Genomic DNA, 21,491 nt, shown 5'->3' with positions numbered 1-21,491 from the left:
CTCACCGTCCCGCGTCCAGGTCGAAGACGATCCGGGCCTTGACCTCGCCGCGCAGCACCTCGTCGATGGAGTCGTTGACGGAGGCGAGGGGGCGGGCCTCGTGGACGACCTCGGTGCGGCCCGCCGCGTGCAGCTGGAAGACCTCGGCGAGGTCCTGCCGGGTGCCGACGATCGAGCCGATCACCGAGGTGCCGTTCAGGACGGTGTCGAAGACGGGCACGCGGACCGTGCCGTGCGCCGGCAGGGCCACCATGACGAGCTTGCCGCCGCGCCGCAGCCCGGAGTTGACCGCCTCGAAGGCCGCGTCGTTCACGGCGAGGGCGATGGCCGCGTGGGCGCCGCCGTGCCGCTTGAGGACCTCGCCGACGTTCTCCTTGCGGGCGTCGACGACGATGTCCGCGCCGAGTTCGGCGGCCAGTTCGAGTTTCTCGTCGGTCACGTCGATCGCGGCGACGGTGGCGCCGGCGATCTTCGCGTACTGCACGGCGAGGTGGCCGAGGCCGCCGACGCCGGAGACGGCGACGAGCTGCGTGGGCCGCACGCCGGCCACCTTCAGCGCCTTGTACGTCGTCACTCCCGCGCAGGTCAGCGGGGCGGCCTCCAGGGCGGTGATCCCGTCGGGCACCGGCTGCGCGAAGTCGGCCCAGGCGAGCATCTTCTCGGCGTGGCCGCCGTCGCAGCCGTAGCCGGTGTTGATCTGCCGCTCGCACAGCGTCTCCCAGCCGGACAGGCAGTGCTCGCACCGCCCGCAGGCCTTGCCCAGCCAGGGGACGGCGACCCGCTGCCCGACGGAGAGACGCTCGACGCCCTCGCCGAGCGCCTCCACCAGGCCGACGCCCTCGTGCCCGGGGACGAACGGCGGGTTCGGCCTCACCGGCCAGTCCCCGTGGGCCGCGTGGATGTCGGTGTGACACAGCCCGGACGCCTCCACGCGGACGCGGACCTGGCCCGGGCCGGGCTCGGGGTCGGGGCGCTCCTCGATGACCAGAGGCTCGCCGAACGCTCGTACGACCGCTGCCTTCATGGTTCTCTTCTCCTCGCGAGTGACCGGGAGTGATGGGGAGTGATGGGGAGTGACAGGGGTGCTGGGGCTGTGGTCCGGGCCGGGTCGGCCGGGGGCACTGCTGCGGGGACCGGTCCGGGGGCTGAACGGTCGGTGCGCCGCCCGACGCGACCTACCCTGGTCCCGCACGCCGCGTGACGCCTGATGCCGAACGTCCGCGGCGATGGGGCCGAACGGCCCTGTGTGCGGGGCCGTCGCGTGGCGACGCGGTACGGCGACGCGCCGACCCGGCCGAGGTCTCGTACCGGGTCGCACAGCGGTGGATCATGAGGGCAGACGGCGAAAGGCGGCAGATGGCCAAGGGGTCGGCCGGAGGACCTGCGCGGTGGCGCCGTCCGATGCCCGGTGCGGTCGCGCTCCTCGGCTACCGGCGGGCGTGGCTGACGGGTGATCTGCTCGCCGGGGTGACGGTGGCCGCGTATCTGGTGCCGCAGGTCATGGCCTACGCGGGCGTGGCCGGGCTGCCTCCGGTGGCCGGTCTGTGGGCGATCCTGCCGGCGCTGGGTCTGTACGCAGTCTTCGGAACCTCACGGCTGTTGTCGGTCGGCCCGGAGTCCACGACGGCTCTCATGACGGCCGCCGTGATCGGACCGCTCGCCGCGGGCGACGCCGCGCGTTACGCCTCCCTGGCAGCGGCCCTCGCGGTCACGGTCGGGCTGCTCTGCCTGGTGGCCCGGGCGGTGCGGCTGGGCTTCCTCGCGGACCTGCTGTCCCGCCCGGTACTGATCGGGTACCTGGCGGGCGTGGCGCTCATCATGACGGTCGATCAGCTGCCCAAGCTGACCGGGGTGCGGACGAGCGGCACCGAGTTCTTCCCGCAGCTGTGGTCCTTCCTCGTGCACCTGCCCGAGGCGGACCCGGCGACCGTCGTCTTCTCCGCCGTCGTCCTCGCGTTCCTCTTCCTGACGGCCCGGTTCGCTCCCGCCGTGCCCGGCCCGCTCGTCGCCTTCGTGCTCGGCACGGCCGCCGTCGTGCTGTTCGACCTCGACGGGCGGTACGGGCTGAAGGTGATCGGCGAGGTGCCGTCCGGTCTGCCGGGCCTCGCCGTCCCGGACCTGAGCGAGCTGCCGCACCTCGTCCTGCCCGCGCTCGGCGTGCTGCTGGTCGCCTACACCGACTTCATCCTCACCGCGCGGGCCTTCGCCGACCGCGACGCCGACGACCCCGGGCTCGACGCCGACCAGGAGTTCCTCGCCCTCGGCGCGGCCAACCTGGGCGCGGGGATGCTGCACGGATTCCCGGTGAGCAGCAGCGCCAGCCGCACCGCACTCGCCGCCACGGGAGGCGCCCGCAGCCAGGTGTACTCGCTGGTGGCCGGAGCGGTGGTGCTCGCCGTGCTGCTCTTCCTCAGTCCGCTGCTGACGCGCACGCCCTCCGCCGTGCTCGGCGCACTCGTCGTCTACGCGGCGGTCCGCATGATCGACCTCGCGGGCTTCCGCCGGCTGGCGTCCTTCCGCCGCAGGGAACTGCTCTTGGCGCTCGGGTGCCTCGCCGGGGTCCTCGCACTGGACATCCTGTACGGGGTGGTCGTGGCCGTCGGCCTGTCGGTGGCCGAACTGCTGACCCGGGTGGCGCGCCCGCACGACGCCGTCGAGGGCGTGGTCCCCGGGGTGGCCGGCATGCACGACGTGGACGACTACCCGCAGGCCCGCACCATCCCGGGTCTCCTGGTCTACCGCTACGACTCGCCCTTGTTCTTCGCCAACGCGGAGGACTTCCGGCGTCGCGCCCTGGCCGCCGTCGACGGGCAGAGCGCCCCCGTCCGCTGGTTCGTCCTCAACACCGAGGCCAATGTCGAGGTCGACATCACGGCCCTCGACGCGGTGGAGGATCTGCGACGCGAACTGGTCCACCGCGGCATCGTCTTCGCCCTCGCCCGTGTGAAGCAGGACCTGTGGGACGACCTCGAGAAGTACGGCCTCGCGCAGTCGGTCGGCGGGGACCTCGTCTTCCCGACCCTGCCGACGGCGGTGGCCGCCTACCGCGCATGGCTCGACCGTCCGTAGCCGGCCGCGCCCCGCTCCCCGAACCGCTCACGGAGCACGGTCGCTCTCGTTCCCCGGGACGCCGAAGCCGGCCCGTCGGGGCCGAAAGGGCCCGATCACTGGACCACCCGGCCCATGGTCTTCGTCATCCCCTCAGAGCACGCTGTCCTCGGAAGTCCGAAGCCCGGCAAGGGAGGCCCGTCATGCCCGCCACCTCCACCCCCGACATCGTGCGCTCGCTGTCCGCCGAACACCGCGAACGGCTCATGCGCTTCGCACGCGAGGTCTGCGTCCCCCAGGGAACGCGCCTGTTCGAAGAGGGCGAGCGCGCCGACCGCTTCTGGATCATCCGCACCGGAAGGGTCGACCTCGACATGCACGTGCCGGGCCGTCGGGCCGCCGTCATCGAGAGCCTCGGCCACAACGAACTGGTCGGCTGGTCCTGGCTGTTCCCGCCGCACGCCTGGCAGTTGGGCGCCGAGGCGATGACGCCCGTGCGGGCCTACGAGTTCGACGCCACCGCCGTCCGGTCGATGTGCCGGGACGACCCGGCCCTGGGGCACGAGGTCGGCCAGTGGGTGGGCCGGGTCCTCGCCCACCGTCTGCGGTCGGCCCGGACCCGCCTCCTCGACCTGTACGCCCCTTACGGCGCCGGCACCCTCATCTGAGCCGACCCGTCCGGCACCGTCACCGTCACCGTCACGTCACCGTCACCGAAGGAGTGGACATGCACGGCGCCCCGCACATCGTCAGCGATGTCATGACCCGCACGGTCGCCGCGATCGGCCGGGGGGCGGCCTTCAGGGAGATCGTGCAGCTGATGCGGGACCGGCAGGTCAGCGCGCTGCCGGTCGTCGAGGGCGAGGGCCGGGTCGTCGGTGTCGTCTCCGAGGCGGACCTCCTGCTCAAGGAGGAGTACCGCGACGGCGGCCCCGGCCTCCCCGGGGCGGCCGCCCCGGCGAAGGCGGGGGCCGTGACCGCGGGGGAACTCATGACCTCCCCCGCCCTCACCGTGCACCCGGACACCACGCTCGCCCAGGCCGCCCGGACCATGGCCCGTGCGAAGGTCAAGCGGCTGCCCGTGGTCGACGCCGTGGGCCTGCTGCAGGGCGTCGTCAGCCGGTCCGACCTGCTCAAGGTCTTCCTGCGCACCGACGAGGAGATCGCCGAGGAGGTCCGGCGCGAGATCGTGTCGTACCTGTTCCCCGCCCCGGACTCCGGCGTGCGCGTGGAGGTGCTGGACGGCGTCGTGACGCTCGCCGGCCGGGTCAGGGACACCTCCCTGGTGCCGGTGGCGGCACGGCTGGTCCGCGCGGTGGAAGGGGTCGTGGACGTGACGTTCGACCTCGCACGGCCGACGCCGGCGCGGGAGTAGGGCCGGTCGGCCCTGGTGCATCCGGCCCGGGCGCGTGATGATCGGGATCAGGAGCCGGTCGCGGTCCGTCCTTTGCCGGGAAACGAGGGATCACCATGCCAGAGCCTCGCACGTTCAGTGAGCAGAACCCGGTCCGGGTGTTCCTGCTGGACGACCACGAGGTCGTCCGCCGCGGCCTGGCGGACCTCCTCGAGGCCGAGCCCGACATCTCGGTGATCGGCGACGCGGGCACCGTCGACCACGCGCTCGCCCGCGGCCCCGCGCTGCGCCCCGACGTCGCCGTCCTGGACGTGCGGCTGCCGGACGGCGACGGGATCTCGGTCTGCCGGGAACTGCGCAGCCAGATGCCACACCTGGCCTGTCTGATGCTGACCTCGTTCGACGACGAGGAGGCCCTGCTCGACGCGATCATGGCCGGCGCGTCGGGCTACGTCCTGAAGCAGATCAAGGGATCCGACCTCGTGTCGGCGGTGCGCACGGTGGCCTCGGGCCAGTCGATGCTGGACCCGGCGACCACGGCCCGGCTGATGCGCTCGCTGCGGGCCGACCCGGCGGACGCGCCCGCCGTGCCGTCCGAGCTGGCGGGCCTGTCACCGCGCGAGCGGGACATTCTGGCCCTGATCGGCGAGGGGCTGACCAATCGCGAGATCGGCCAGAGGCTCTACCTCTCCGAGAAGACCGTGAAGAACCACATCTCCCGTCTGCTGGCCAAGCTGGGCGTGCAGCGCCGGGTGCAGGCCGCGGTCCTCGCCTCCCACCTGGAGCAGCCGGACGCGGGGGAACGCCGGGCTCGGTGACGTGACGTCCGGCAGTCACACAAAATCCCACGCGAAACGACAAAACCATTGACCCTCAGCGGGCCCAGCTCTACCTTCTGACCGAATTACCGAATGGCATCCGAAATATCGGACAGAAGAGGGAAGAGCCGCATGCCCGCCACCGCTGCCCGACTCCGGGTCAGACGTATCACCGCCCGCATCCTCGCCGTCGGTCTCGCCGTCGCCGGCCTGGCGACCCTCGACCGGGAGGGGCAGCCGGCGTCCCTGCCCGCCGAACCGGTCGCCGTGAGCACCGGTCAGATCGACGTCACGCCCCCGCCGATGGGCTGGGCGTCCTGGAACTCGCTGTTCAGCAGCATCGATTCCGGCGCGATCAAGCAGCAGGCCGACGCTCTGGTCTCCTCGGGCATGGCGGCGGCCGGATACAAGTACGTGAATCTCGACGACGGCTGGTGGCAGGGCGCCCGTGACGCGAACGGCGACATCGTCGTGGACGAGAAGCTGTGGCCCGGCGGCATGAAGGCGATCGCCGACTACCTCCACGGCAAGGGCCTGAAGGCCGGAATCTACACCGACGCGGGCAAGCAGGGCTGCGGCTACTACTACCCCACCACCCGCCCCGCCGCCCCGAACACCGGCATGGAGGGCCACTACCAGCAGGACCTGGAGACCTTCCAGCGCTGGGGCTTCGACTACGTCAAGATCGACTGGTGCGGCGGCCGGGTGGAGGGCCTGAACCAGGAGACCCAGTACAAGCAGATCGCCGCCGCGAACGAGGCCGCGTCGGCGGTCACCGGACGCAGGCTGGTGCTGTCCTTCTGCGAGTGGGGCACCGGACTGCCCTGGAACTGGGCGACCGGACACGGCGACCTGTGGCGCACCAGCGACGACGTCCTCTTCTACAAGGAGACGCCGGGGCTGACGAAGATGTACCGCAACTTCGACCAGGCCCTGCAGCCCGCCGCCCAGCACACCGGCTACTACAACGACCCCGACATGATGATGGTGGGCCTGAGCGGCATGACCGCCGCCCGCAACCGGCTGCACATGAGCCTGTGGTCGATCGCCGGCGCCCCGCTGCTGGCCGGCAACAACGTGGCCACCATGAGCACGGAGACCCGCGACATCCTCACCAACCCCGAGGTCCTCGCCGTCGACCAGGACCCGCGCGGACTGCAGGGCGTCAAGGTCGCCGAGGACACCCGGGGCCTGCAGGTCTACGGCAAGGTGCTCTCCGGCGCCGGCAAGCGCGCGGTGATGCTGTTCAACCGCACCGGCTCCGCCGCGGACATCACCGTGCGCTGGGCCGACCTCGGCCTGACCGGCGCATCGGCCGCCGTGCGCAACGCCTGGACCCGCACCGACGCCGGATCGTTCGCCACCGGCTACACCACGTCCGTCCCCGCGAACGACGCGGTGCTGCTGACCGTCACCGGCACCGAGACCTCCGGCAGCACCTACGAGGACACCACCACCGCCACCACCCCGACCTTCACGGGCGTCACCGCTTCGTCGGCGGGCACCAAGCTCATCGACATCACCTACGCCAACGGCGGCGCCACCGCCCGCAAGGCCACCGTCCAGGTGGGCGGCCAGTACCCGTACGTCGTCTCCTTCCCCCCGACCGGCTCGGCCGGCACCTACCGCACCGTGTCCGTGCTGGCGCACCTGGCCAAGGGCGCGAACACGGTGAAGTTCGCAGCGGTGTCGGGCGGCGCCGCCCCGGACGTCGACGCCCTCCGCGTCCAGGCCCTCCCCGGCACCGACGGCGTCGCCCTCGTCGGGTCCGCTTCCCGCCGCTGCGTGGACATCGACAAGAACACCTATGTCAACGCCACCCAGGCGCAGATCTGGGACTGCTCCGGCGGACGCAACGAGACCTTCACCCCGACCTCGCGCGGAGAACTCGTCGTCTACGGCAACAAGTGCCTCGACGCCCTCGACAGCGGCACCGCGAACGGCACCAAGGTCATCATCTGGGACTGCACGGGCGGCGCGAACCAGAAGTGGACGACCCACTCCGACGGCACCCTCACCAACAACCTCTCGGGTCTGTGCCTCGACGCCTCGAACGCGGCGACCGCCAACGGCACCAAGCTGCTCCTGTGGACCTGCAACGGGCAGAGCAACCAGAAGTGGACGCTCGACTGAGCACCCGCTGAGCACCCGTCACCACGGCTCGGCCTGACCGGCGAGGGCGCGACAGCGCCCTCGCCGGTCACACGAACGCACCGCGCTACTTGCTGACGGCGAAACGCATCAGGGCGTGCTCGTCGCCCTGCTTGACCTTGCCCGTCACGTTGATCACCTCGAGCTTCCAGCTGCCGCCGTCCCGCACGGCCTTCGCCACGGCGCAGCCGTTGTCCTGGGTGAGCAGGCTCGGCCAGATGTCGGCGACCTGCTGGGAGGTGCCGCCGGTCGCGTCATAGACCTTGAAGCTGATGTTGCGCGCCTTCTGGAAGGAACTGCCCTTCTTGTAGGCCGCGGCGATGAACACGATCGACGTGACGTTGGCCGGTATCCGGGCGAACTCGACGGTCACCGTCTCGTCGTCCCCGTCCCCGTGCCCGGTCTGGTTGTCACCGCTGTGCACCAGGGAGCCGTTGCCCATCGGGTCGAGCGAGTCGAGCCCCGCGAGGCGTACCGGATCCCCGCCCTGCATGGCGACGGCGATCAGGTCGAGGTCGGTGCCGGTCTTGCGGCGCAGCTTGCCCAGCACCCCGCCGCTGCTGCCGGCGGTCGGGTCCCAGGAGACTCCGATGGACAGGCGGGTGACGCCGTCCAGGTCGGCCGGGCCGTCTTCCTTGGTGAGGGTGATCATCCGTGGCTCATCCTTTGCGTGAAGTGACTACTACACGCAGAGTCTGCCTGGTGCCTCCGCGGTTCCCGCATCGCGGTCGGCTCGGCGGACGGCGACCCCTGTCTCGCGCGTCCTCGGCAGAGTGCAACTGCGCGACCGCGTCCAGGCCGTCATCGCCGCCCACGAGACCGGGCTGGTCGGCGTGGGCGCCTGCGGGCCGGCACGGCCGACCGCCGAACACCCGTGCGGCGGGGCGGTGGTCGCGGTGGGGCGGTATCTCGCCGAATGGGCTAATTCGCCGTCTTGCTGCGCACCGGAGTCCGAAAATCCTATGCTGACCGCGAGGGTGGCAACGACCTGGGGAGATGCCTGATGAGCGCAGCAGGCAAGGGCACGTCGGCATGGAAGTCCGGGGCCAGGCGGCTGTTGAGCCGCACGGGATTCGACATCGTGCGCAGCAGCAACAACCTGGGGGGCGTCGACGACTTCATCCCCTTCGAGGCGACGATGCGGGCCGCACGGGCGTCGGGTCTGTCGGTCGGCGACCACATCGACGCGGTGATGAACGGGACACCCGGGGCGACCCAGTCCACCATCGACGAACTGCGCGCTCTCGGCGTCTTCGCCGCCGGCCCGAAGACGGTGCTGGAGATCGGCCCCGGCTCCGGACGGTACCTGGAGAAGACGCTGAAGGAGTGTTCGCCGGACCGCTACGAGATCTACGAGACGGCGCAGCCCTGGGCCGAGTACCTGGTGAACACGTTCGGCGTGATCGCCCGGCCGACCGAGGGGTCCAGTCTCGCGCCGACTCCCGACGGCAGCGTCGACCTCGTTCAGGCGCACAAGGTCTTCAACACCGTGACCTTCCTCTGCGCCGTCCGCTACTTCTTCGAGATGGCACGGGTCACGCGGCCCGGCGGCCGGATCGTCTTCGACGTGATGACCGAGACCTGCCTGGACCCGGCCGCGGTGCGCACCTGGGCGACGGAAGGCGGGACGGGGCACGGCTCCTTTCCGGCCGCCCTGCCCCGCACCATGTGCGTGGACCTCTTCGCGTCGCTCGGCTGCAGCCTGGAGGCGGCCTTCACCGCGCCCCTGGGCGTCGCCTCCACGGAGGTGCTCGTCTTCCGCAAGGCGGAGTGACCCGTCCGCGTTCGGCGCGGCGGTGGGGGCGACAAGCCTTCTAGAGCCAGCCGTTGCGTTTGAAGCCGCGGTGGATGACGACACAGGCCGCGGCCATGACGGCGAGCGCGAGGGGGTAGCCGAAGCGCCAGCGCAGCTCGGGCATGTGGTCGAAGTTCATGCCGTACACACCGCACACCATGGTGGGTACCGCGATGATCGCGGCCCAGGCGGTGATCTTGCGCATGTCCTCGTTCTGGGCGACGGTGACCTGCGCCAGGTGGGCCTGCAGGATGGAGTCGAGCAGGGCGTCGAACGCGGCGATCTGCTCGGTGACGCGCAGGAGATGGCCGGCGACGTTGCGGAAGTACGTCTGTATCTCCGGGTCGACGCAGCTCCTCGGCTCGGTGGCGAGCCGGTCGAGGGGGCGGGTGAGCGGGACGACGGCGCGCTTGAACTCGAGGAGTTCGCGTTTGAGCTGGTAGATCCGGCCGGCGTCGGCGGTTCGCGGGCTGAGCGGGGAGAACACGTCGGTCTCGGCCTGCTCGATGTCGCCCTGCACCGCGTCCGCGACGGTGACGTAGTCGTCGACGACGTGGTCGGCGACGGCGTGCAGGATCGCGGAGGGGCCCTTGGCCAGTTGCTGCGGATCCGCCTCCAGGTCCTCCCGCAGGGGCCCGAGGGAGCCGTGCCGGCCGTGGCGCACGGTGACGACGAAGTCGGGGCCGGTGAAGACCATGATCGACCCGGTGTCGACGACCTCGCTGGTCGCGGTCAGTTCGGCGTGCTCGACATAGGTCACGGTGTTGAACACGGCGAACAGGACGTCGCCGTACTGCTCGACCTTGGGGCGCTGGCGGGCGTGGACGGCGTCCTCGGCGGCGAGCGGATGCAGTCCGAAGAGCTCCGCGGCTCCGGCGAACTCCTCCACGCTCGGCTCGTGCAGCCCCAGCCAGACGAATGCGCCCCGGTGCTTGCGGGCGTACCGCACCGCCTCGTCCACGGAGTCGGTCGCCGGTCGACGGACTCCGTCGCGGTAGACGACGCAGTTGACGACCGTCGAGCCGAGCGGCGAGCGGGCCGGATGGCTGAGGTCCACGCGCCGTCGGCTGCGCCGCGCCAGGTTCGCGACTTTGCGCAGGTGGCCGACCATCGACATGCGGGACCTCTTTCACCGGGGTCCGGACAGTGTGCCAAACACCCATGAGCCGGACGTGAACCGGACCCGCCGGAACACCCCGGTCCCCGGACGGCGCACGGAGGCTCCGGCGTCCTGCCCGGCGCTCGCGGCGCCGGGCAGGACGGGACTTCCCCTCAGGCGGCGACGGCGGCCACGACCCGGGCGGCCTGCCCGGCCGCGGCAGCTGAGGCCGCTGAGCCCCCCGCGGCCCCCGAGGCCTCCTCCGCTTCCTCGAGGAGGCCGAGGAGGGTCGCGCGGGCCCGGGCCACCCGTGAGCGGATCGTCCCGACGGGGCACCCGCCGGCCTCGGCGGCCTCGGTATAGGGCAGGCCCGCCAACTGCGTGAGGACGAACGCCTCCCTGCGCTCGGCGGGCAGCGTGTCGAGCAGGTCGAGCAGCGCCACGCCGTCGTCGAAGCCGGGCAGGCCGCCGGGCTGTGCGCGTTCGGCCGAGAGCGTCCAGTCGTCCACGTCGGCCCGCCTCGGCCGGGCGGCGGCGTGCCGCAGGCTGTCGACGACCGTGCGGCGCGCGATGGCCAGCAGCCAGGTGCGCGCCGACGAGCGCCCCTCGAACCGGTGCAGGCTGCCGAGCGCCCGCAGGAACGTGTCCTGCGCGAGGTCGTCGGCCAGTTGGCGGTCGGCCGAGAGGTACGTGACGTAGCGGACGACGTCGGGATGCAGGGCCCGTACGAACCGGTCGACGGCGTCGGGGTCGCCGGTGCGGGCGGCGAGCGCCCAGCCGGTGGCCGCGTCGTCGGGCGACGTCGTCGTGGGCCGCCGACCGGCTGCCGTTCGCCCTGTGTCGCGCTGCTCGGACGACAGGGGGAGGACAGGAGTGATCACCTGATGTCCTTCTCGAGTGGTCCGGGACGATCGACGCGACGCGGCCCAGCACGGCACGGCCCAGCACGCACGGCACGACGCCCGGGCGGGCGCCCGGACGGGTGTGCGGGATGGTGCACGGGATGGTGGGCGGGGTCCGCCGCCGCGGAAGGTCCCGGGACGGGAGGGGATGGGGACGTACGACCTGTGCACGTCCCGTGCCCGAAGCCTCGGAGCCGGCGGCCGCGACGGACGCGGGCCGGCAAGGCGGTTCGGGAAACCGGCTGTCTCAGACGACAGCGGTCCCGGCCGGAGGCCCCCGAGAGATGATCGTGTGCGTGAGCGTCAGCCGCGTGATCCGCTCGGCGCGTTCGCGCGCCGGCCGCAGGCGGGGCCGGCGCGGTGGCACGGGCAGGGCCGCGAGCGGCAGGAACAGCGGAGCGGCAAGGCGTCCGGCCACGGCGCGCAGGAGCCGGAACGCGGCCCGCTCACCGTGCCCCAGCCACAGACCGGTCAGCAGGGCGGCCAGCGTGTGGGCGGCGAGCATGCCCAGCGACGACATGCCGCCGGCGCCGTGAACCAGGTGACCGAGGTGCTCGGCTTGCGCCGCGTGACCCATGTGCCCGGAACCCATGGCGCCCATGGAAGCCATCGAGCCCATGTCCATCGCGTCCATGGACATCGAACCCGCGGACATCGACCCCGTCGACGGGACGCTCATGTCCTGCGCCGTGGAGACGTCCAGGGACGCCGGCGCCGCCGAACGGCTCCAGGAGAAGGCCGAGTGGAGCGCCCCCTGTGCGACGACCACGACGGACACCACCAGCGGGAGTCCGCGCTCCCGGCCCGCGAGCGTCCAGCCGACGCCGCTCGTCGCGGCGAAACCGGCGGACATCGTCCACCACGGCACGGCGCCGCCCGACATGAGTACGTGTCCGAGAGCAGCGAGCAGCACACAGACGGCCGCGAACACCGCGGCGCGTACCGTGCGCGCACCCCACCCAGCAGTCATGACGGCCTCATCCTCGCATCCGGGCTCCGCTCGTCACGGGTGGGTACGCACAGCACCCCGGCCCGTCACTCACTCCGAGAAGAGTGATACAGGACACAGCGACATGAGGCGATGCCTCAGACCGGAAGCGCCCCTGCCGGATGGCCGTGCCGGCGGCCGCACGCGGTCAGTGCGAGCACCCCGTGCCCGCTGACGGCCGTCTCCGCTCCGAGGGAGCCGGGGTCGACCGACAGCCTGCGCGCCACGTCGACGGCGTAACATGTGTCGGGGACGGCGAGTTCCTCCTTCACCTGGCGGTATCGGGCCTGGAACGCCTCGCTGTCCGAGAGGTCCACTCCGTCGAAGGCATCGTCGGGAAAGCCGTCCTGATGGGGCAACAGATACCCGGCCTCGGCCGGGTGGGCCGCTCGCCCGTCGCCGGCGCCGCCCACCGGCTCCGCGTCGACACCGTCCGCGTCCTCGTCGCCCTCGGCCGCGTCGAAGGCGTCGTAGTAGCGCACCACCTCGCCGCCCTCGGCGATGCACCAGGCGGTCCAGTCGTCCCCGCAGCTCATCCCATACCAGTGCGCCGCCCCGAACCGCTTGCCGAGCTCCGCGCACCGCTCGCGCACCACGCGTTCGCGGACCTCGTCGCGCAGGGCCTCGTCGGCGTCCGCCATGCGGTGGGCGTCCTCGGACGGGTCGCCGAAGACGAGCGTCCAGCCGTCCAGCGCCGGGCTGACGAACACCCGGGCGCAGCCGGCGTGTCCGCCGCCGGACCGCCAGTCGTGGCTGTCGTGGTTCCAGGCGGCCGCCCCGGTGCGCAGGGTGACCGGTTCGGCGGCTCCCAGATCGAAGGCGTCCAGCACCGCGCTCTGATCGGCGCTCGGCACCGCGTACCAGGACCCGCACAGGTGCATGGCCTCCGGGACCTCCGCGCTCCGCCTGATCCTCGTCAACCGTCGCCATGCGGCCAGGTCCCCCGCCTCCAGCGCGGCCGGACCGCCGACGGCCGCGAGCGCCTCCAGCGCGCCGGCCCTCAGCCGCGGTCCGGGCGCGGGATCTCGGCGCACCCGCCGCAGTGCGGGCACGGCTCCGCCGCCGACGGCCACGAACGCCCATACGGCTCGCTGCCGGACACTGTGCTGCGGATCCCCCAGCAGCGGGAGAAGCTGATCGGTGAACTCCAGCGCCGCTTCCTTCTGACACTGGAAGGCGAACAGCGCGTCCTCGCGGACCCTGGGATGCGGGTGGCTCAGCAGCGGTACGTACGCCCCCGGGCCCGCGACCTTCAGGCGCCCGAGCGCCCAGCCGGCCCTGCGGGCCGTTTCGCGGGAGCCGGCCGAGGAGGCCCGGGCGAGAGCCGACGCCAGCGGGGCCAGCGCGGGCTCGCCGATCCGGCACAGCACGTCGGCGGAAACGGTCCAGTCCACGGGCGACTGCTCGTCGCACAGCGCCTCCAGCACGGGCGCCACGGCTTCGGCGCCTCGTTCCACGAGGGCGTCCCGGGCGGACCGGGTCTCCTCCCAGGAGCCGGAGAGCCTTTCGATCAGTGAGTCTCGGTCCACGACGGGGACGGTATACCCGGGCACTGACATCGATGCCGCCACTCGGCTCGCGTACTGCGAGACCGGCGCGCGCAGGGGGCGTAGGGTCCGATGGTGAGGGAGTCACTTCTGACCGCGCTCCCTGGCCCTGCGTTTTGGGGAAGGTGAGAACGTGGCGGACGCCGCCGCCCAAGACCGCCGTGCCGGCTCCGGTCCGGAGCTGCTGGAGCCGGTGCTGGTCGATCTCGCGCGGCGCACCGGCGCCTCCGTCGCAGCCGTCTATCTGCTGCGGGAGGACGAGCCGGTCCTGCGGCTGGCCGCGCTGGGCGGTACCCCGTGGGAGATCTCCATGCCGTGGGCGCGGGTGGCCCTGAACACCGTCTCACCGGTCTCCGACGCCGTCCGGGAGCGGCGCCTGGTGTGGGTGGGCGGGCAGGAGGAGATGGCGCGCCGCTACCCGCGACTGGCGCTCGTCGTGCCGTACCGCTTCGCGCTGGCCGCCGCCGTGGTGGCCACCGGCGCCGACACCTGGGGCGGGCTGGTGCTGCACTGGCCCGCCTCGCACCCGCCGGAGCTGAGCCCGCAGGAACGGGAGGCCATCACCGGGGCGTGCCACCGGCTGGGACTGATCCTGCGGCACGCCGCCGAGGACGGGCGGCCCGTGCGGCCCGGGGCGGAACCGCTGATGCTGCCGCCGCTGCGCGCCCGCGTCACGGGACCCGCCGAGGCGCAGGCGGCCGTCGACTTCGTCGAGCGCATCCCCGGCGGCTGCTGCTCACTGGGCGTGGACGGCCGTATCGCCTTCGTCAGCACCGGGGCCGCCGAACTGCTCGGCGCCGATGTCGAGGGCCTGCTCGGCCGGAAGCCGTGGGAGGCCCTGCCCTGGCTGGACGAGCCGATCGCCGAGGACAGCTACCGGGCGACCGTGCTCAGCAGGGAGCCGGTGTCCTTCACCGCCCTGCGCCCTCCCGACCGGTGGCTGTCGTTCCGGCTCACCCCGGACGCCTCGGGCGTCAGCGTGCACATCACGCCCACCCACTCGGCCCACGCCCACGCGGCGTCCGCCGTCCCGTCCCGGCCCAGAGGGGTCGCGCCGGGCGGGGTCGCCTCGGAGGAGGCGCCGTCGGACGAGGTGTCGGCGGACGAGGTGTCGGCGGACGGCGTCGCGTCCACCGGCGCTCCAGGGCGGGCCGCCACCCTGTACCACCTGATGCATCTGGCGGCCACGCTCACCGAGGCGGTCGGTGTGCGGGACGTCGTCGACCAGGTCGCCGACCAGGTGCTGCCGGCCTTCGGCGCGAGGGCGCTCGCACTGATGACGGCCGAGGACGGCCGGCTGCAAATCATCGGCTCCCGGGGCTACCCCGCGGACATCATGGAGCGCTTCGACGCCGAACCGCTCACCTCCGCCACCCCGGCGGTGCGCACCCTGGCGACGGGCGTGCCCGCCTTCTTCGGCGACTTCGCCGAGCTCAAGCGCGCCTATCCGCCCGCGGTGCTGCAGGACGGCATGGGAGCCTGGGCCTTCCTGCCGCTGATCACCTCCGGCCACCCGGTCGGTTCCCTGGTGCTCGCCTACCGCCGGCCCCGCGTCTTCGCCCCCGAGGAACGCGCCGTCCTCACCTCCACCGCCGGACTGATCGCGCAGGCCCTCGACCGCGCCCGCCTGTACGACACCAAGCACCAGCTCGCCCACGACCTCCAGGCCGCCCTGCTGCCCCACGCGCTGCCCGACGTCCCCGGCCTGGAGGTGGCCGCCCGCTATCTCCCCGCCACCCGCGGCATGGACGTCGGCGGCGACTTCTACGACCTGATCCGCCTCGACGCCACCACCGCCGCCGCGGCCATCGGCGACGTCCAGGGTCACAACATGACGGCCGCCGCCCTGATGGGGCAGGTCCGCACCGCCGTCCACGCCACGGCGGGCGCGCCCCCGGACGAGGTTCTCGCCCGCACCAACCGGCTGCTCACCGATCTCGACCCCGGACTGTTCACCAGTTGTCTCTACGCCCAGATCGATCTCATGGAGCAGCGCGCGTGCCTGGCCACCGCCGGGCACCCGCCCCCGCTGCTGCGCCGTCCCGACGGCGGCGTGGAGATCCTGCGGCTGCCGCCGGGGCTGCTGCTGGGCATCGATCCCGACGTGTCCTACTCGTCCACCGAGGTCGCGCTGCCGCCCGGCTCGGTGCTGGCCTTCTACACCGACGGGCTCGTCGAGGCGCCCGGGGTGGATCTCGACGACGCCGTCGACGCCCTCGCCCGCCAGCTGGAGCGGGCCGGGCCGGGCACCCTGGACGCCCTCGCCGACGCGCTCATCCAGCACGCCCGTCGCTCCGCGCCCCGCAGCGACGACATCGCCCTGCTGCTCATCCGCCCCACCGGGCGGCCCTGACTCCGTGCTCAGGCCAGGGTGACCTCGACCGGCAGCTTCTTGATGCCGTTGACGAAGTTGGAGCGGACCCGGGGGACGTCGCCGGCCAGCCGGATGTCGGCGATCCGCGGGACGAGCTCCTCGAACATGATGCGGATCTCGGTGCGGGCGAGCAGGTTGCCCAGGCACAGGTGGGGGCTGCCCTTGCCGAAGGTGACGTGGTCGTTGTGCGGCCGGGCCACGTCGAAGTCGTAGGGGTCGCCGAAGACGGCCTCGTCGCGGTTGCCGGAGGCGTACCACATGACGACCTTGTCGCCCTCCCTGACCTGCTTGCCGCCGAGTTCGACGTCCCGGGTGGCGGTGCGGCGGAAGTGGTACACCGGGGAGGCCCAGCGCAGGAACTCCTCGACCGCCGTCGGGATCAGCGAGGGGTCGTCGCGCAGCCTGGCGAGCTGGTCGGGATGCTGGAGCAGGGCCAGCATGGAGTGGGAGATGGTGTGGCGGGTGGTCTCGTTCCCGGCCACCACCAGCAGCAGGAAGTAGTTGTCGAAGTCCTGTGCCGACAGCGGGACTCCGTCGCGCGGGACGGTGTTGACGAGCTTGGACACCAGGTCCTGGCCGTCGCCGCCGCGCCGCTGCCGGGCCAGCTCGCGGCCGTACTCGAAGACCTCGAGCGAGGCGGGCGAACGGAACGGCAGGTCGCGGTACTTCTCGCTCTCCTCGCTGTGCAGGAGCACGTCGGCGTAATCCGGGTCGGTGTTGCCGATGATGCGGTTGCCCCAGTCGATGAGCTGCTGGTTGTCCTCCGGCGGCACGTCGAGGAGCCGGGCGAGCACGTTGATGGGGAAGTCGGCGGAGACGTCGGCGACGAAGTCGAAGGAGCCCTTGGCCAGGGCCGCGTCCAGGGTCTTCGCGGTCAGGCCGCGCAGGAAGTCGCTGTAGCTGTTGATGACGCCGGCGCCGAACTGGCGCTGGATGACGCTGCGCAGGGCGCGGTGGCGGACGCCGTCCATCTCCAGGATCGAGGCGCGCTTCTTGATCTGGTCCTCGTCGACCTCCTCCAGGTTGACGAAGCGGGTGGAGGTGAAGGTGTCGGCGTCGCGGTCGACGCGGGCGATGTCGGCGTGCCGGGTGACCGCCCAGAAGCCTGAGTTGGGGGCCTCCTCGGGCTGCCAGTGGACCGGGTCCTGGTGGCGCAGGGTGTGGAACATCCGCCACGGGGTGACGCCGTCGGCGAAGTTGTCGAGGTCGGCGAGGTCCACCCGGTCCAGCGGCAGGGGCTCGTCGAGGGCGGCGCGCAGCTCGGCCCGGCTGGTCGGGGCGGCGGCGGTGGGGCTGTTCATCGGTGATCTCCTGTGCGGGGCGGAACGGAGCGGGCGGGGATGCCGAACGGAGCGGCGGGCGGGGCGGGACGGGCGGGGACGCGGGGCGGTCCGTCCGGTTCAGAGGTGGTAGGCGTACTCGGTGAACTCCCAGTCGGTGACGTGCCGGCCGAAGCGTTCGGCCTCGTTGCGCTTGTAGGTGAGGAAGGAGGCGGTGAAGTCCTTGCCGAGGAGGTCGGTGAGGTCGGTGTCCGCCTCCAGCGCGTCGAGCGCCGCCGGCAGGCTCGTGGGCAGCGCGGCGGAGCGTGCGGTGTCGTACCCGTAGCCCTCCAGCGGGGCGGCCGGCTCCTCGCCCGCCCGGACGCCGAGCAGGGCGGCCGCGATCGTGCCCGCGACGAGCAGGTAGGGGTTGGCGCCGGCGTCGCCGAGACGCAGTTCGAGCCGGGCGCCGCTGCCGCGCTCCGGCGGGATGCGGACCATGGCGCTGCGGTTGTCGAGCCCCCAGTCGATCAGCCACGGCGCGAGGGTGTCGGGGCCGAAGCGCTTGTACGAGTTCACGGTGGGGTTGGCCAGCGCCGCGAGCGCCGGGGCGTGGGCCAGGATGCCCGCGACGGCGTGCCGTGCCGTGGCCGAGAGGCCGTATGCGCCGGACGGGTCGTCGAAGGCGTTGCGGCCTTCGGCGTCGTCGCAGGACAGGTGCAGATGGAAGCCGGAGCCTCCCGCGTCGCCGAAGGGCTTGGCCATGAAGGTGGCCAGCTTGCCCTCCTTGCGGGCCAGTTCCTTGACCGCGGCCTTGAAGCGGAAGGCGCGGTCGGCCGCGTCCAGGGCGTCGGAGTGGGTCAGGTTGATCTCGATCTGGCCGCCGTCGAACTCGTGGTTGCCGTTGGTGACGCCCAGGCCGAGGTCGCGCAGCAGGCGCAGGGTGCGCAGCAGATGGTTGCCGGGGTCGGCGCGCAGGCCGGCGGTGTAGACGGCGCCGGTCGTCTCCGGGGCGCGGCGCCATCCGGTGGGCGTGCCGGGGGCCGGTTCGAGGAGGAAGTACTCGAGTTCGGGGCCGACGACGGGCCGCAGTCCGTGCTCGGCGCAGCGGGCCAGCACGGTGCGCAGCAGGTCGCGCGGGGATTCGGCGGCCGGTTCCCCGGTCGCGGGGTCGCTGACCTCGCCCAGGCAGGCGGCGACGCCGGGTTCCCAGGGCAGCGGGACGGCGGTGGACAGGTCGGGGCGTACGCAGACGTCCGGCAGTCCGGCGTCGAGGCCGCCCGGCACGGGGACCACGTCGCCCTGGGGGGTGGTGTGGTAGACGGCGCGGCAGAAGGCGAGGCCGTGCTCGGCGGCCGAGGGCAGGTGGTCCAGCAGGACGTCACGGGCGCGGTCGGTCCCCATCAGGTCGGGGTACTGGACCCGGACCACGTCGACACCCTCGGCGGCGAGCCGCTCCATGTGCCGGCGGATGTCTGGGCTGTCGGATGCGCTCACCGGGTTCTCCTAGGCGGAAAGGCGGGCTCCCCCGGGGGGCGTCGGCCGGACGGGGAGGCGCGCGGGCGGCGGGTCCGGGGCCGGGAGGGAGCGGGAGGACGGTCCCGGGCGAACCCCTGGAGCCGTTCGTTTGATCCCGAACGGTAAGGAAGGGAGTCGCGGCCCGCAAGGGGGTCTCGCAAAAAATTTATCCATCTGGACAGGTATTGACCAGGGGGCGACGGCTTCCTATGTTGTTTGACGCCAAACGAGTCAGGGCGACGGTACCCCCGCCGCCCTGTGGCACCGGGGCCCGGCCCTGGCCGGACGCCCGTCCGGCTGTCACCGGGCCGGGCCCTTCCGTCTCCCCGTCTCCGTCTTTCGCAACCTCCTCCCCCTCCGCTCCGACGCGCTCACCCCTCAGGAGGACCTCCATGAAGGTCGTCGTCGACATGAACAAGTGCCAGGACCACGGCCAGTGCGTCTTCGCCGCCCCGGACGTCTTCTCGCTGGACGACGACGGACGGCTCGCCTACGTCCCCGACCCCGACGACGCGCTGCGCGACGAGGTCGAGGAAGCCGCCGACGTCTGCCCGCTGCAGGCCATCCGGATCGAGGCCTGAGTCCATGACCGGGACGATCGTCGTCGCCGGCGGCTCGATGGGCGGACTGCGCGCCGCCGAGCAGCTGCGCGCGGCGGGCTGGACCGGGGCCGTCACCGTCCTCGGCGACGAGCCCCACATGCCCTACAACCGGCCCCCGCTGTCCAAGGACGTGCTGGCGGGCAAGGCGCCGTTCGCGTCGCTGGCCTTCACCCCCAAGGCGTCCGCGGCCGACGTGGAGTGGCGGCTCGGCACGCGGGTCGTCGCCGCCCGGCTCGACGAGCGCACCGTCGCCCTCGACGACGGCCGCACGCTGTCCTACGACGGGCTGGTCGTCGCCACCGGGATGCGGCCGCGACGGTTGCGCTGCCCCGGGCCGCTCGCCGGCCGGCACACCGTCCGCACCCTGGACGACGCGCAGGGCCTGCGGGAGGAGCTGACCCGGCCCGGCGTCCGGCTGGTCGTCGTCGGCGCGGGATTCATCGGCTGCGAGGTCGCCGCCACCGCCGTCCGTCTCGGCGTGACCGAGGTGACCGTCGTCGACCCGCTGCCCCTGCCCATGGCCGGCCCGCTGGGCGAGCTGCTCGGCCGCGCGCTGCTGAAGCGGCACGAGGAGCGCGGGGTGCGCTTCGCGCTGGGCACGGGTGTGGCCGGGTTCCGGGGCGGGGAGCGGGTGACCGGCGTCGTCCTCGGCGACGGCCGCGTGCTGCCCGCCGACGTGGTGGTCGAGTCGGTCGGCTCGGTCGCCAACGTGGAATGGCTCGACGGCAACGGCCTCGACCTCGCCGACGGCGTCCTCACCGACGAGCTGCTGCGGGTCGGCGGCCGGCCCGACGTGGTCGCCGTCGGCGACGTGGCCCGGTTCCCCAACGCCCGTTACGACGGTGTGTCCCGCCGCGTCGAGCACTGGTCGATCCCGACCGACACCGCCAGGCATGCCGCGAAGACCCTGGTCGCCGGGCTCACCGGCGCCGGCGCCACGCCCGGCCCCTTCGCTCCGCTGCCCACCTTCTGGAGCGACCAGCACGACTTCCGGCTGCAGTCCTTCGGGGCGCCCGTCCTCGGCACGGACGACGTGCGCGTCCTGGAGGGCGACCCGGAGGGCGACGTCCTGGTCGGGTACCACACCGGCGGCCGGCTGGTGGGCGTCGTCGCCCTGGGCGGTCCGGCCGTCGCGACGGCCGCCGCCCGCTATCGCGCCCAGTTGCTGAAGTCGCCCGCTCTCACCCCCTGAGGAAGCCCGTCATGTCCCCTGTCCGTGGTTACTTCCACCCCAAGACCGCGAGCGGCGCCTCGTCGCTGATCCCGTCGCCGCCGTGGCGCTACTCCGGCGACCTGCTCACCGTCGAGTACCGGACCGATCCGGCCCGGGTGCGCGAACTCCTCCCCGAGCCGCTGGAACTCGCCGACGAGGACCCCGGCGCGGTGGCGTTGATCTGGGCCGACTGGCAGTCCTGCTCCGCCTCCGGCGACGAACTGCTCGACCCGGTGCTCTCCCAGTACAAGGAGGCGTTCGCGGTCGTCCGCTGCTCCTACCGGGGGCAGACCTACTCGCGGTGCGTCTACATCTGGGTCGACAAGGACTTCGCCATCGCCCGCGGGCTGCACCAGGGCTACCCGAAGAAGCTCGGCTCGATCCACCAGACCCGCCCGCACCCCTACGGCCCCGCTCCGCGCATCGCGGCCGGGGCCCGGTTCGGGGCGACGCTGGCCGCGGCGGACCGGCGGCTCGCCCAGGCCGTGGTGACGCTGCGCGAGCCGTCGCAGACGAACGGGTTCGTCAACGCGCACCCCATGGCGCATCACCGCTGGCTGCCCTCCATCGAGAAGGGGAAGGGGCCGGCGCTCGACGAGCTGATCGAGACCGGTGCGGCCTCCTTCGAGGCGGGCCCCGCATGGGTCGGCGACGCCGAACTGGAGCTGTTCGAGGCGCCCACCGAGGAGCTGGCGCGGCTGGAGATCCACGAGCCGATCGCCGCCTACCACCGGCAGGTCGGCGTCGTCTGGGACGGCGGCCGGCTCCTGGAGTCCGGCATGTCCGGCGCCGAGTAACCCCCTCACGCATCACAGAACTTGGA

The 21,491-nt window shown here is 72.6% G+C and carries 18 protein-coding genes; 10 read left to right on the top strand and 8 right to left on the bottom strand.

Annotated elements, in window-relative coordinates; translation table 11 throughout:
- Position 1: 1 nt before the first annotated feature.
- A complete protein-coding gene (locus tag ACH4ZA_RS19585) occupies positions 2-1,024 on the bottom strand; it encodes a zinc-dependent alcohol dehydrogenase (RefSeq protein ID WP_398430597.1) in 1,023 nt (340 codons plus the stop codon).
- Positions 1,025-1,356: 332 nt separating this feature from the next.
- Here ACH4ZA_RS19585 and ACH4ZA_RS19580 point away from each other — a divergent pair, with 332 nt between their 5' ends.
- The 5 genes from ACH4ZA_RS19580 (at position 1,357) to ACH4ZA_RS19560 (ending at position 7,353) form a co-directional block, all read left to right on the top strand.
- Complete coding sequence (locus ACH4ZA_RS19580; protein ID WP_398430596.1) at positions 1,357-3,069, top strand: SulP family inorganic anion transporter; 1,713 nt, start codon at positions 1,357-1,359, stop codon at positions 3,067-3,069.
- A 182-nt stretch (positions 3,070-3,251) separates the two neighbouring features.
- Positions 3,252-3,716, top strand: coding sequence for a Crp/Fnr family transcriptional regulator (locus ACH4ZA_RS19575; RefSeq protein ID WP_398430595.1), 465 nt, complete (start codon positions 3,252-3,254; stop codon positions 3,714-3,716).
- A gap of 59 nt (positions 3,717-3,775) precedes the next feature.
- Positions 3,776-4,423, top strand: coding sequence for a CBS domain-containing protein (locus ACH4ZA_RS19570; RefSeq protein WP_398430594.1), 648 nt, complete (start codon positions 3,776-3,778; stop codon positions 4,421-4,423).
- A gap of 95 nt (positions 4,424-4,518) precedes the next feature.
- Positions 4,519-5,220 carry a response regulator gene (locus ACH4ZA_RS19565; protein ID WP_398430593.1) on the top strand — a complete coding sequence of 234 codons (702 nt, stop codon included), beginning with the start codon at positions 4,519-4,521 and terminating at the stop codon, positions 5,218-5,220.
- Positions 5,221-5,352: 132 nt separating this feature from the next.
- Positions 5,353-7,353: a ricin-type beta-trefoil lectin domain protein gene (locus tag ACH4ZA_RS19560; RefSeq protein WP_398430592.1), complete on the top strand. Its 2,001-nt coding sequence runs from the start codon at positions 5,353-5,355 to the stop codon at positions 7,351-7,353.
- 85 nt (positions 7,354-7,438) lie between these two features.
- On the opposite strand, the gene ACH4ZA_RS19555 is transcribed toward ACH4ZA_RS19560, so the two are convergent.
- Complete coding sequence (locus ACH4ZA_RS19555; protein WP_398430591.1) at positions 7,439-8,023, bottom strand: TerD family protein; 585 nt, start codon at positions 8,021-8,023, stop codon at positions 7,439-7,441.
- Between the two features lie 351 nt (positions 8,024-8,374).
- On the opposite strand from ACH4ZA_RS19555, the gene ACH4ZA_RS19550 reads away from it, so the two are divergent.
- Entirely contained in the window at positions 8,375-9,145 is a 771-nt protein-coding gene (locus ACH4ZA_RS19550; protein WP_398430590.1) for a methyltransferase domain-containing protein, read from the top strand.
- Positions 9,146-9,185: 40 nt separating this feature from the next.
- On the opposite strand, the gene ACH4ZA_RS19545 is transcribed toward ACH4ZA_RS19550, so the two are convergent.
- The 4 genes from ACH4ZA_RS19545 to ACH4ZA_RS19530 all read right to left on the bottom strand — a co-directional run bounded on the left by ACH4ZA_RS19545 (position 9,186) and on the right by ACH4ZA_RS19530 (position 13,684).
- Positions 9,186-10,283, bottom strand: coding sequence for a magnesium and cobalt transport protein CorA (locus ACH4ZA_RS19545; RefSeq protein WP_398430589.1), 1,098 nt, complete (start codon positions 10,281-10,283; stop codon positions 9,186-9,188).
- Between the two features lie 155 nt (positions 10,284-10,438).
- Positions 10,439-11,146, bottom strand: coding sequence for a sigma-70 family RNA polymerase sigma factor (locus tag ACH4ZA_RS19540; RefSeq protein WP_398430588.1), 708 nt, complete (start codon positions 11,144-11,146; stop codon positions 10,439-10,441).
- 268 nt (positions 11,147-11,414) lie between these two features.
- Positions 11,415-12,137 (bottom strand): hypothetical protein, encoded by a 723-nt coding sequence (locus tag ACH4ZA_RS19535; protein ID WP_398430587.1) that lies wholly within the window; start codon positions 12,135-12,137, stop codon positions 11,415-11,417.
- A gap of 116 nt (positions 12,138-12,253) precedes the next feature.
- On the bottom strand, positions 12,254-13,684 hold the full coding sequence (locus tag ACH4ZA_RS19530) for a HEAT repeat domain-containing protein (protein ID WP_398430585.1): 1,431 nt from the start codon (positions 13,682-13,684) through the stop codon (positions 12,254-12,256).
- Between the two features lie 151 nt (positions 13,685-13,835).
- On the opposite strand from ACH4ZA_RS19530, the gene ACH4ZA_RS19525 reads away from it, so the two are divergent.
- Positions 13,836-16,055, top strand: a complete 2,220-nt coding sequence (locus ACH4ZA_RS19525; RefSeq protein ID WP_398430584.1) for a SpoIIE family protein phosphatase — start codon at positions 13,836-13,838, stop codon at positions 16,053-16,055.
- Between the two features lie 8 nt (positions 16,056-16,063).
- On the opposite strand, the gene ACH4ZA_RS19520 is transcribed toward ACH4ZA_RS19525, so the two are convergent.
- Complete coding sequence (locus tag ACH4ZA_RS19520; RefSeq protein WP_398430582.1) at positions 16,064-17,377, bottom strand: cytochrome P450; 1,314 nt, start codon at positions 17,375-17,377, stop codon at positions 16,064-16,066.
- Between the two features lie 99 nt (positions 17,378-17,476).
- Positions 17,477-18,832: a glutamine synthetase family protein gene (locus ACH4ZA_RS19515; RefSeq protein WP_398430580.1), complete on the bottom strand. Its 1,356-nt coding sequence runs from the start codon at positions 18,830-18,832 to the stop codon at positions 17,477-17,479.
- Positions 18,833-19,245: 413 nt separating this feature from the next.
- Between ACH4ZA_RS19515 and ACH4ZA_RS19510 the strand changes: the two genes are divergently transcribed.
- From ACH4ZA_RS19510 to ACH4ZA_RS19500, 3 genes are read left to right on the top strand one after another with little or no spacing between them, the layout of a single operon-like run.
- On the top strand, positions 19,246-19,434 hold the full coding sequence (locus ACH4ZA_RS19510) for a ferredoxin (protein WP_351679256.1): 189 nt from the start codon (positions 19,246-19,248) through the stop codon (positions 19,432-19,434).
- Positions 19,435-19,438: 4 nt separating this feature from the next.
- Positions 19,439-20,647 (top strand): NAD(P)/FAD-dependent oxidoreductase, encoded by a 1,209-nt coding sequence (locus ACH4ZA_RS19505; protein WP_398430579.1) that lies wholly within the window; start codon positions 19,439-19,441, stop codon positions 20,645-20,647.
- 11 nt (positions 20,648-20,658) lie between these two features.
- Positions 20,659-21,465, top strand: a complete 807-nt coding sequence (locus ACH4ZA_RS19500) for an acetoacetate decarboxylase family protein (protein WP_398430578.1) — start codon at positions 20,659-20,661, stop codon at positions 21,463-21,465.
- Positions 21,466-21,491 lie beyond the last annotated feature (26 nt).

This window comes from Streptomyces sp. NPDC020597 (genome assembly GCF_044335095.1).
Taxonomy (GTDB): domain Bacteria; phylum Actinomycetota; class Actinomycetes; order Streptomycetales; family Streptomycetaceae; genus Streptomyces.
This window is presented reverse-complemented; position numbering and strand designations above follow the sequence as displayed.

What these genes read in the sequence shown, in the direction of transcription:
- ACH4ZA_RS19505 (WP_398430579.1), top strand. Translation starts at nt 19,439, where the DNA reads ATGACCGGGACGATCGTCGTCGCCGGCGGCTCGATGGGCGGACTGCGC.
- ACH4ZA_RS19550 (WP_398430590.1), top strand. Translation starts at nt 8,375, where the DNA reads ATGAGCGCAGCAGGCAAGGGCACGTCGGCATGGAAGTCCGGGGCCAGG.
- ACH4ZA_RS19500 (WP_398430578.1), top strand. Translation starts at nt 20,659, where the DNA reads ATGTCCCCTGTCCGTGGTTACTTCCACCCCAAGACCGCGAGCGGCGCC.
- ACH4ZA_RS19585 (WP_398430597.1), bottom strand. Translation starts at nt 1,024, where the DNA reads ATGAAGGCAGCGGTCGTACGAGCGTTCGGCGAGCCTCTGGTCATCGAG.
- ACH4ZA_RS19570 (WP_398430594.1), top strand. Translation starts at nt 3,776, where the DNA reads ATGCACGGCGCCCCGCACATCGTCAGCGATGTCATGACCCGCACGGTC.
- ACH4ZA_RS19560 (WP_398430592.1), top strand. Translation starts at nt 5,353, where the DNA reads ATGCCCGCCACCGCTGCCCGACTCCGGGTCAGACGTATCACCGCCCGC.
- ACH4ZA_RS19565 (WP_398430593.1), top strand. Translation starts at nt 4,519, where the DNA reads ATGCCAGAGCCTCGCACGTTCAGTGAGCAGAACCCGGTCCGGGTGTTC.
- ACH4ZA_RS19580 (WP_398430596.1), top strand. Translation starts at nt 1,357, where the DNA reads ATGGCCAAGGGGTCGGCCGGAGGACCTGCGCGGTGGCGCCGTCCGATG.
- ACH4ZA_RS19520 (WP_398430582.1), bottom strand. Translation starts at nt 17,377, where the DNA reads ATGAACAGCCCCACCGCCGCCGCCCCGACCAGCCGGGCCGAGCTGCGC.
- ACH4ZA_RS19535 (WP_398430587.1), bottom strand. Translation starts at nt 12,137, where the DNA reads ATGACTGCTGGGTGGGGTGCGCGCACGGTACGCGCCGCGGTGTTCGCG.
- ACH4ZA_RS19575 (WP_398430595.1), top strand. Translation starts at nt 3,252, where the DNA reads ATGCCCGCCACCTCCACCCCCGACATCGTGCGCTCGCTGTCCGCCGAA.
- ACH4ZA_RS19555 (WP_398430591.1), bottom strand. Translation starts at nt 8,023, where the DNA reads ATGATCACCCTCACCAAGGAAGACGGCCCGGCCGACCTGGACGGCGTC.
- ACH4ZA_RS19510 (WP_351679256.1), top strand. Translation starts at nt 19,246, where the DNA reads ATGAAGGTCGTCGTCGACATGAACAAGTGCCAGGACCACGGCCAGTGC.
- ACH4ZA_RS19545 (WP_398430589.1), bottom strand. Translation starts at nt 10,283, where the DNA reads ATGTCGATGGTCGGCCACCTGCGCAAAGTCGCGAACCTGGCGCGGCGC.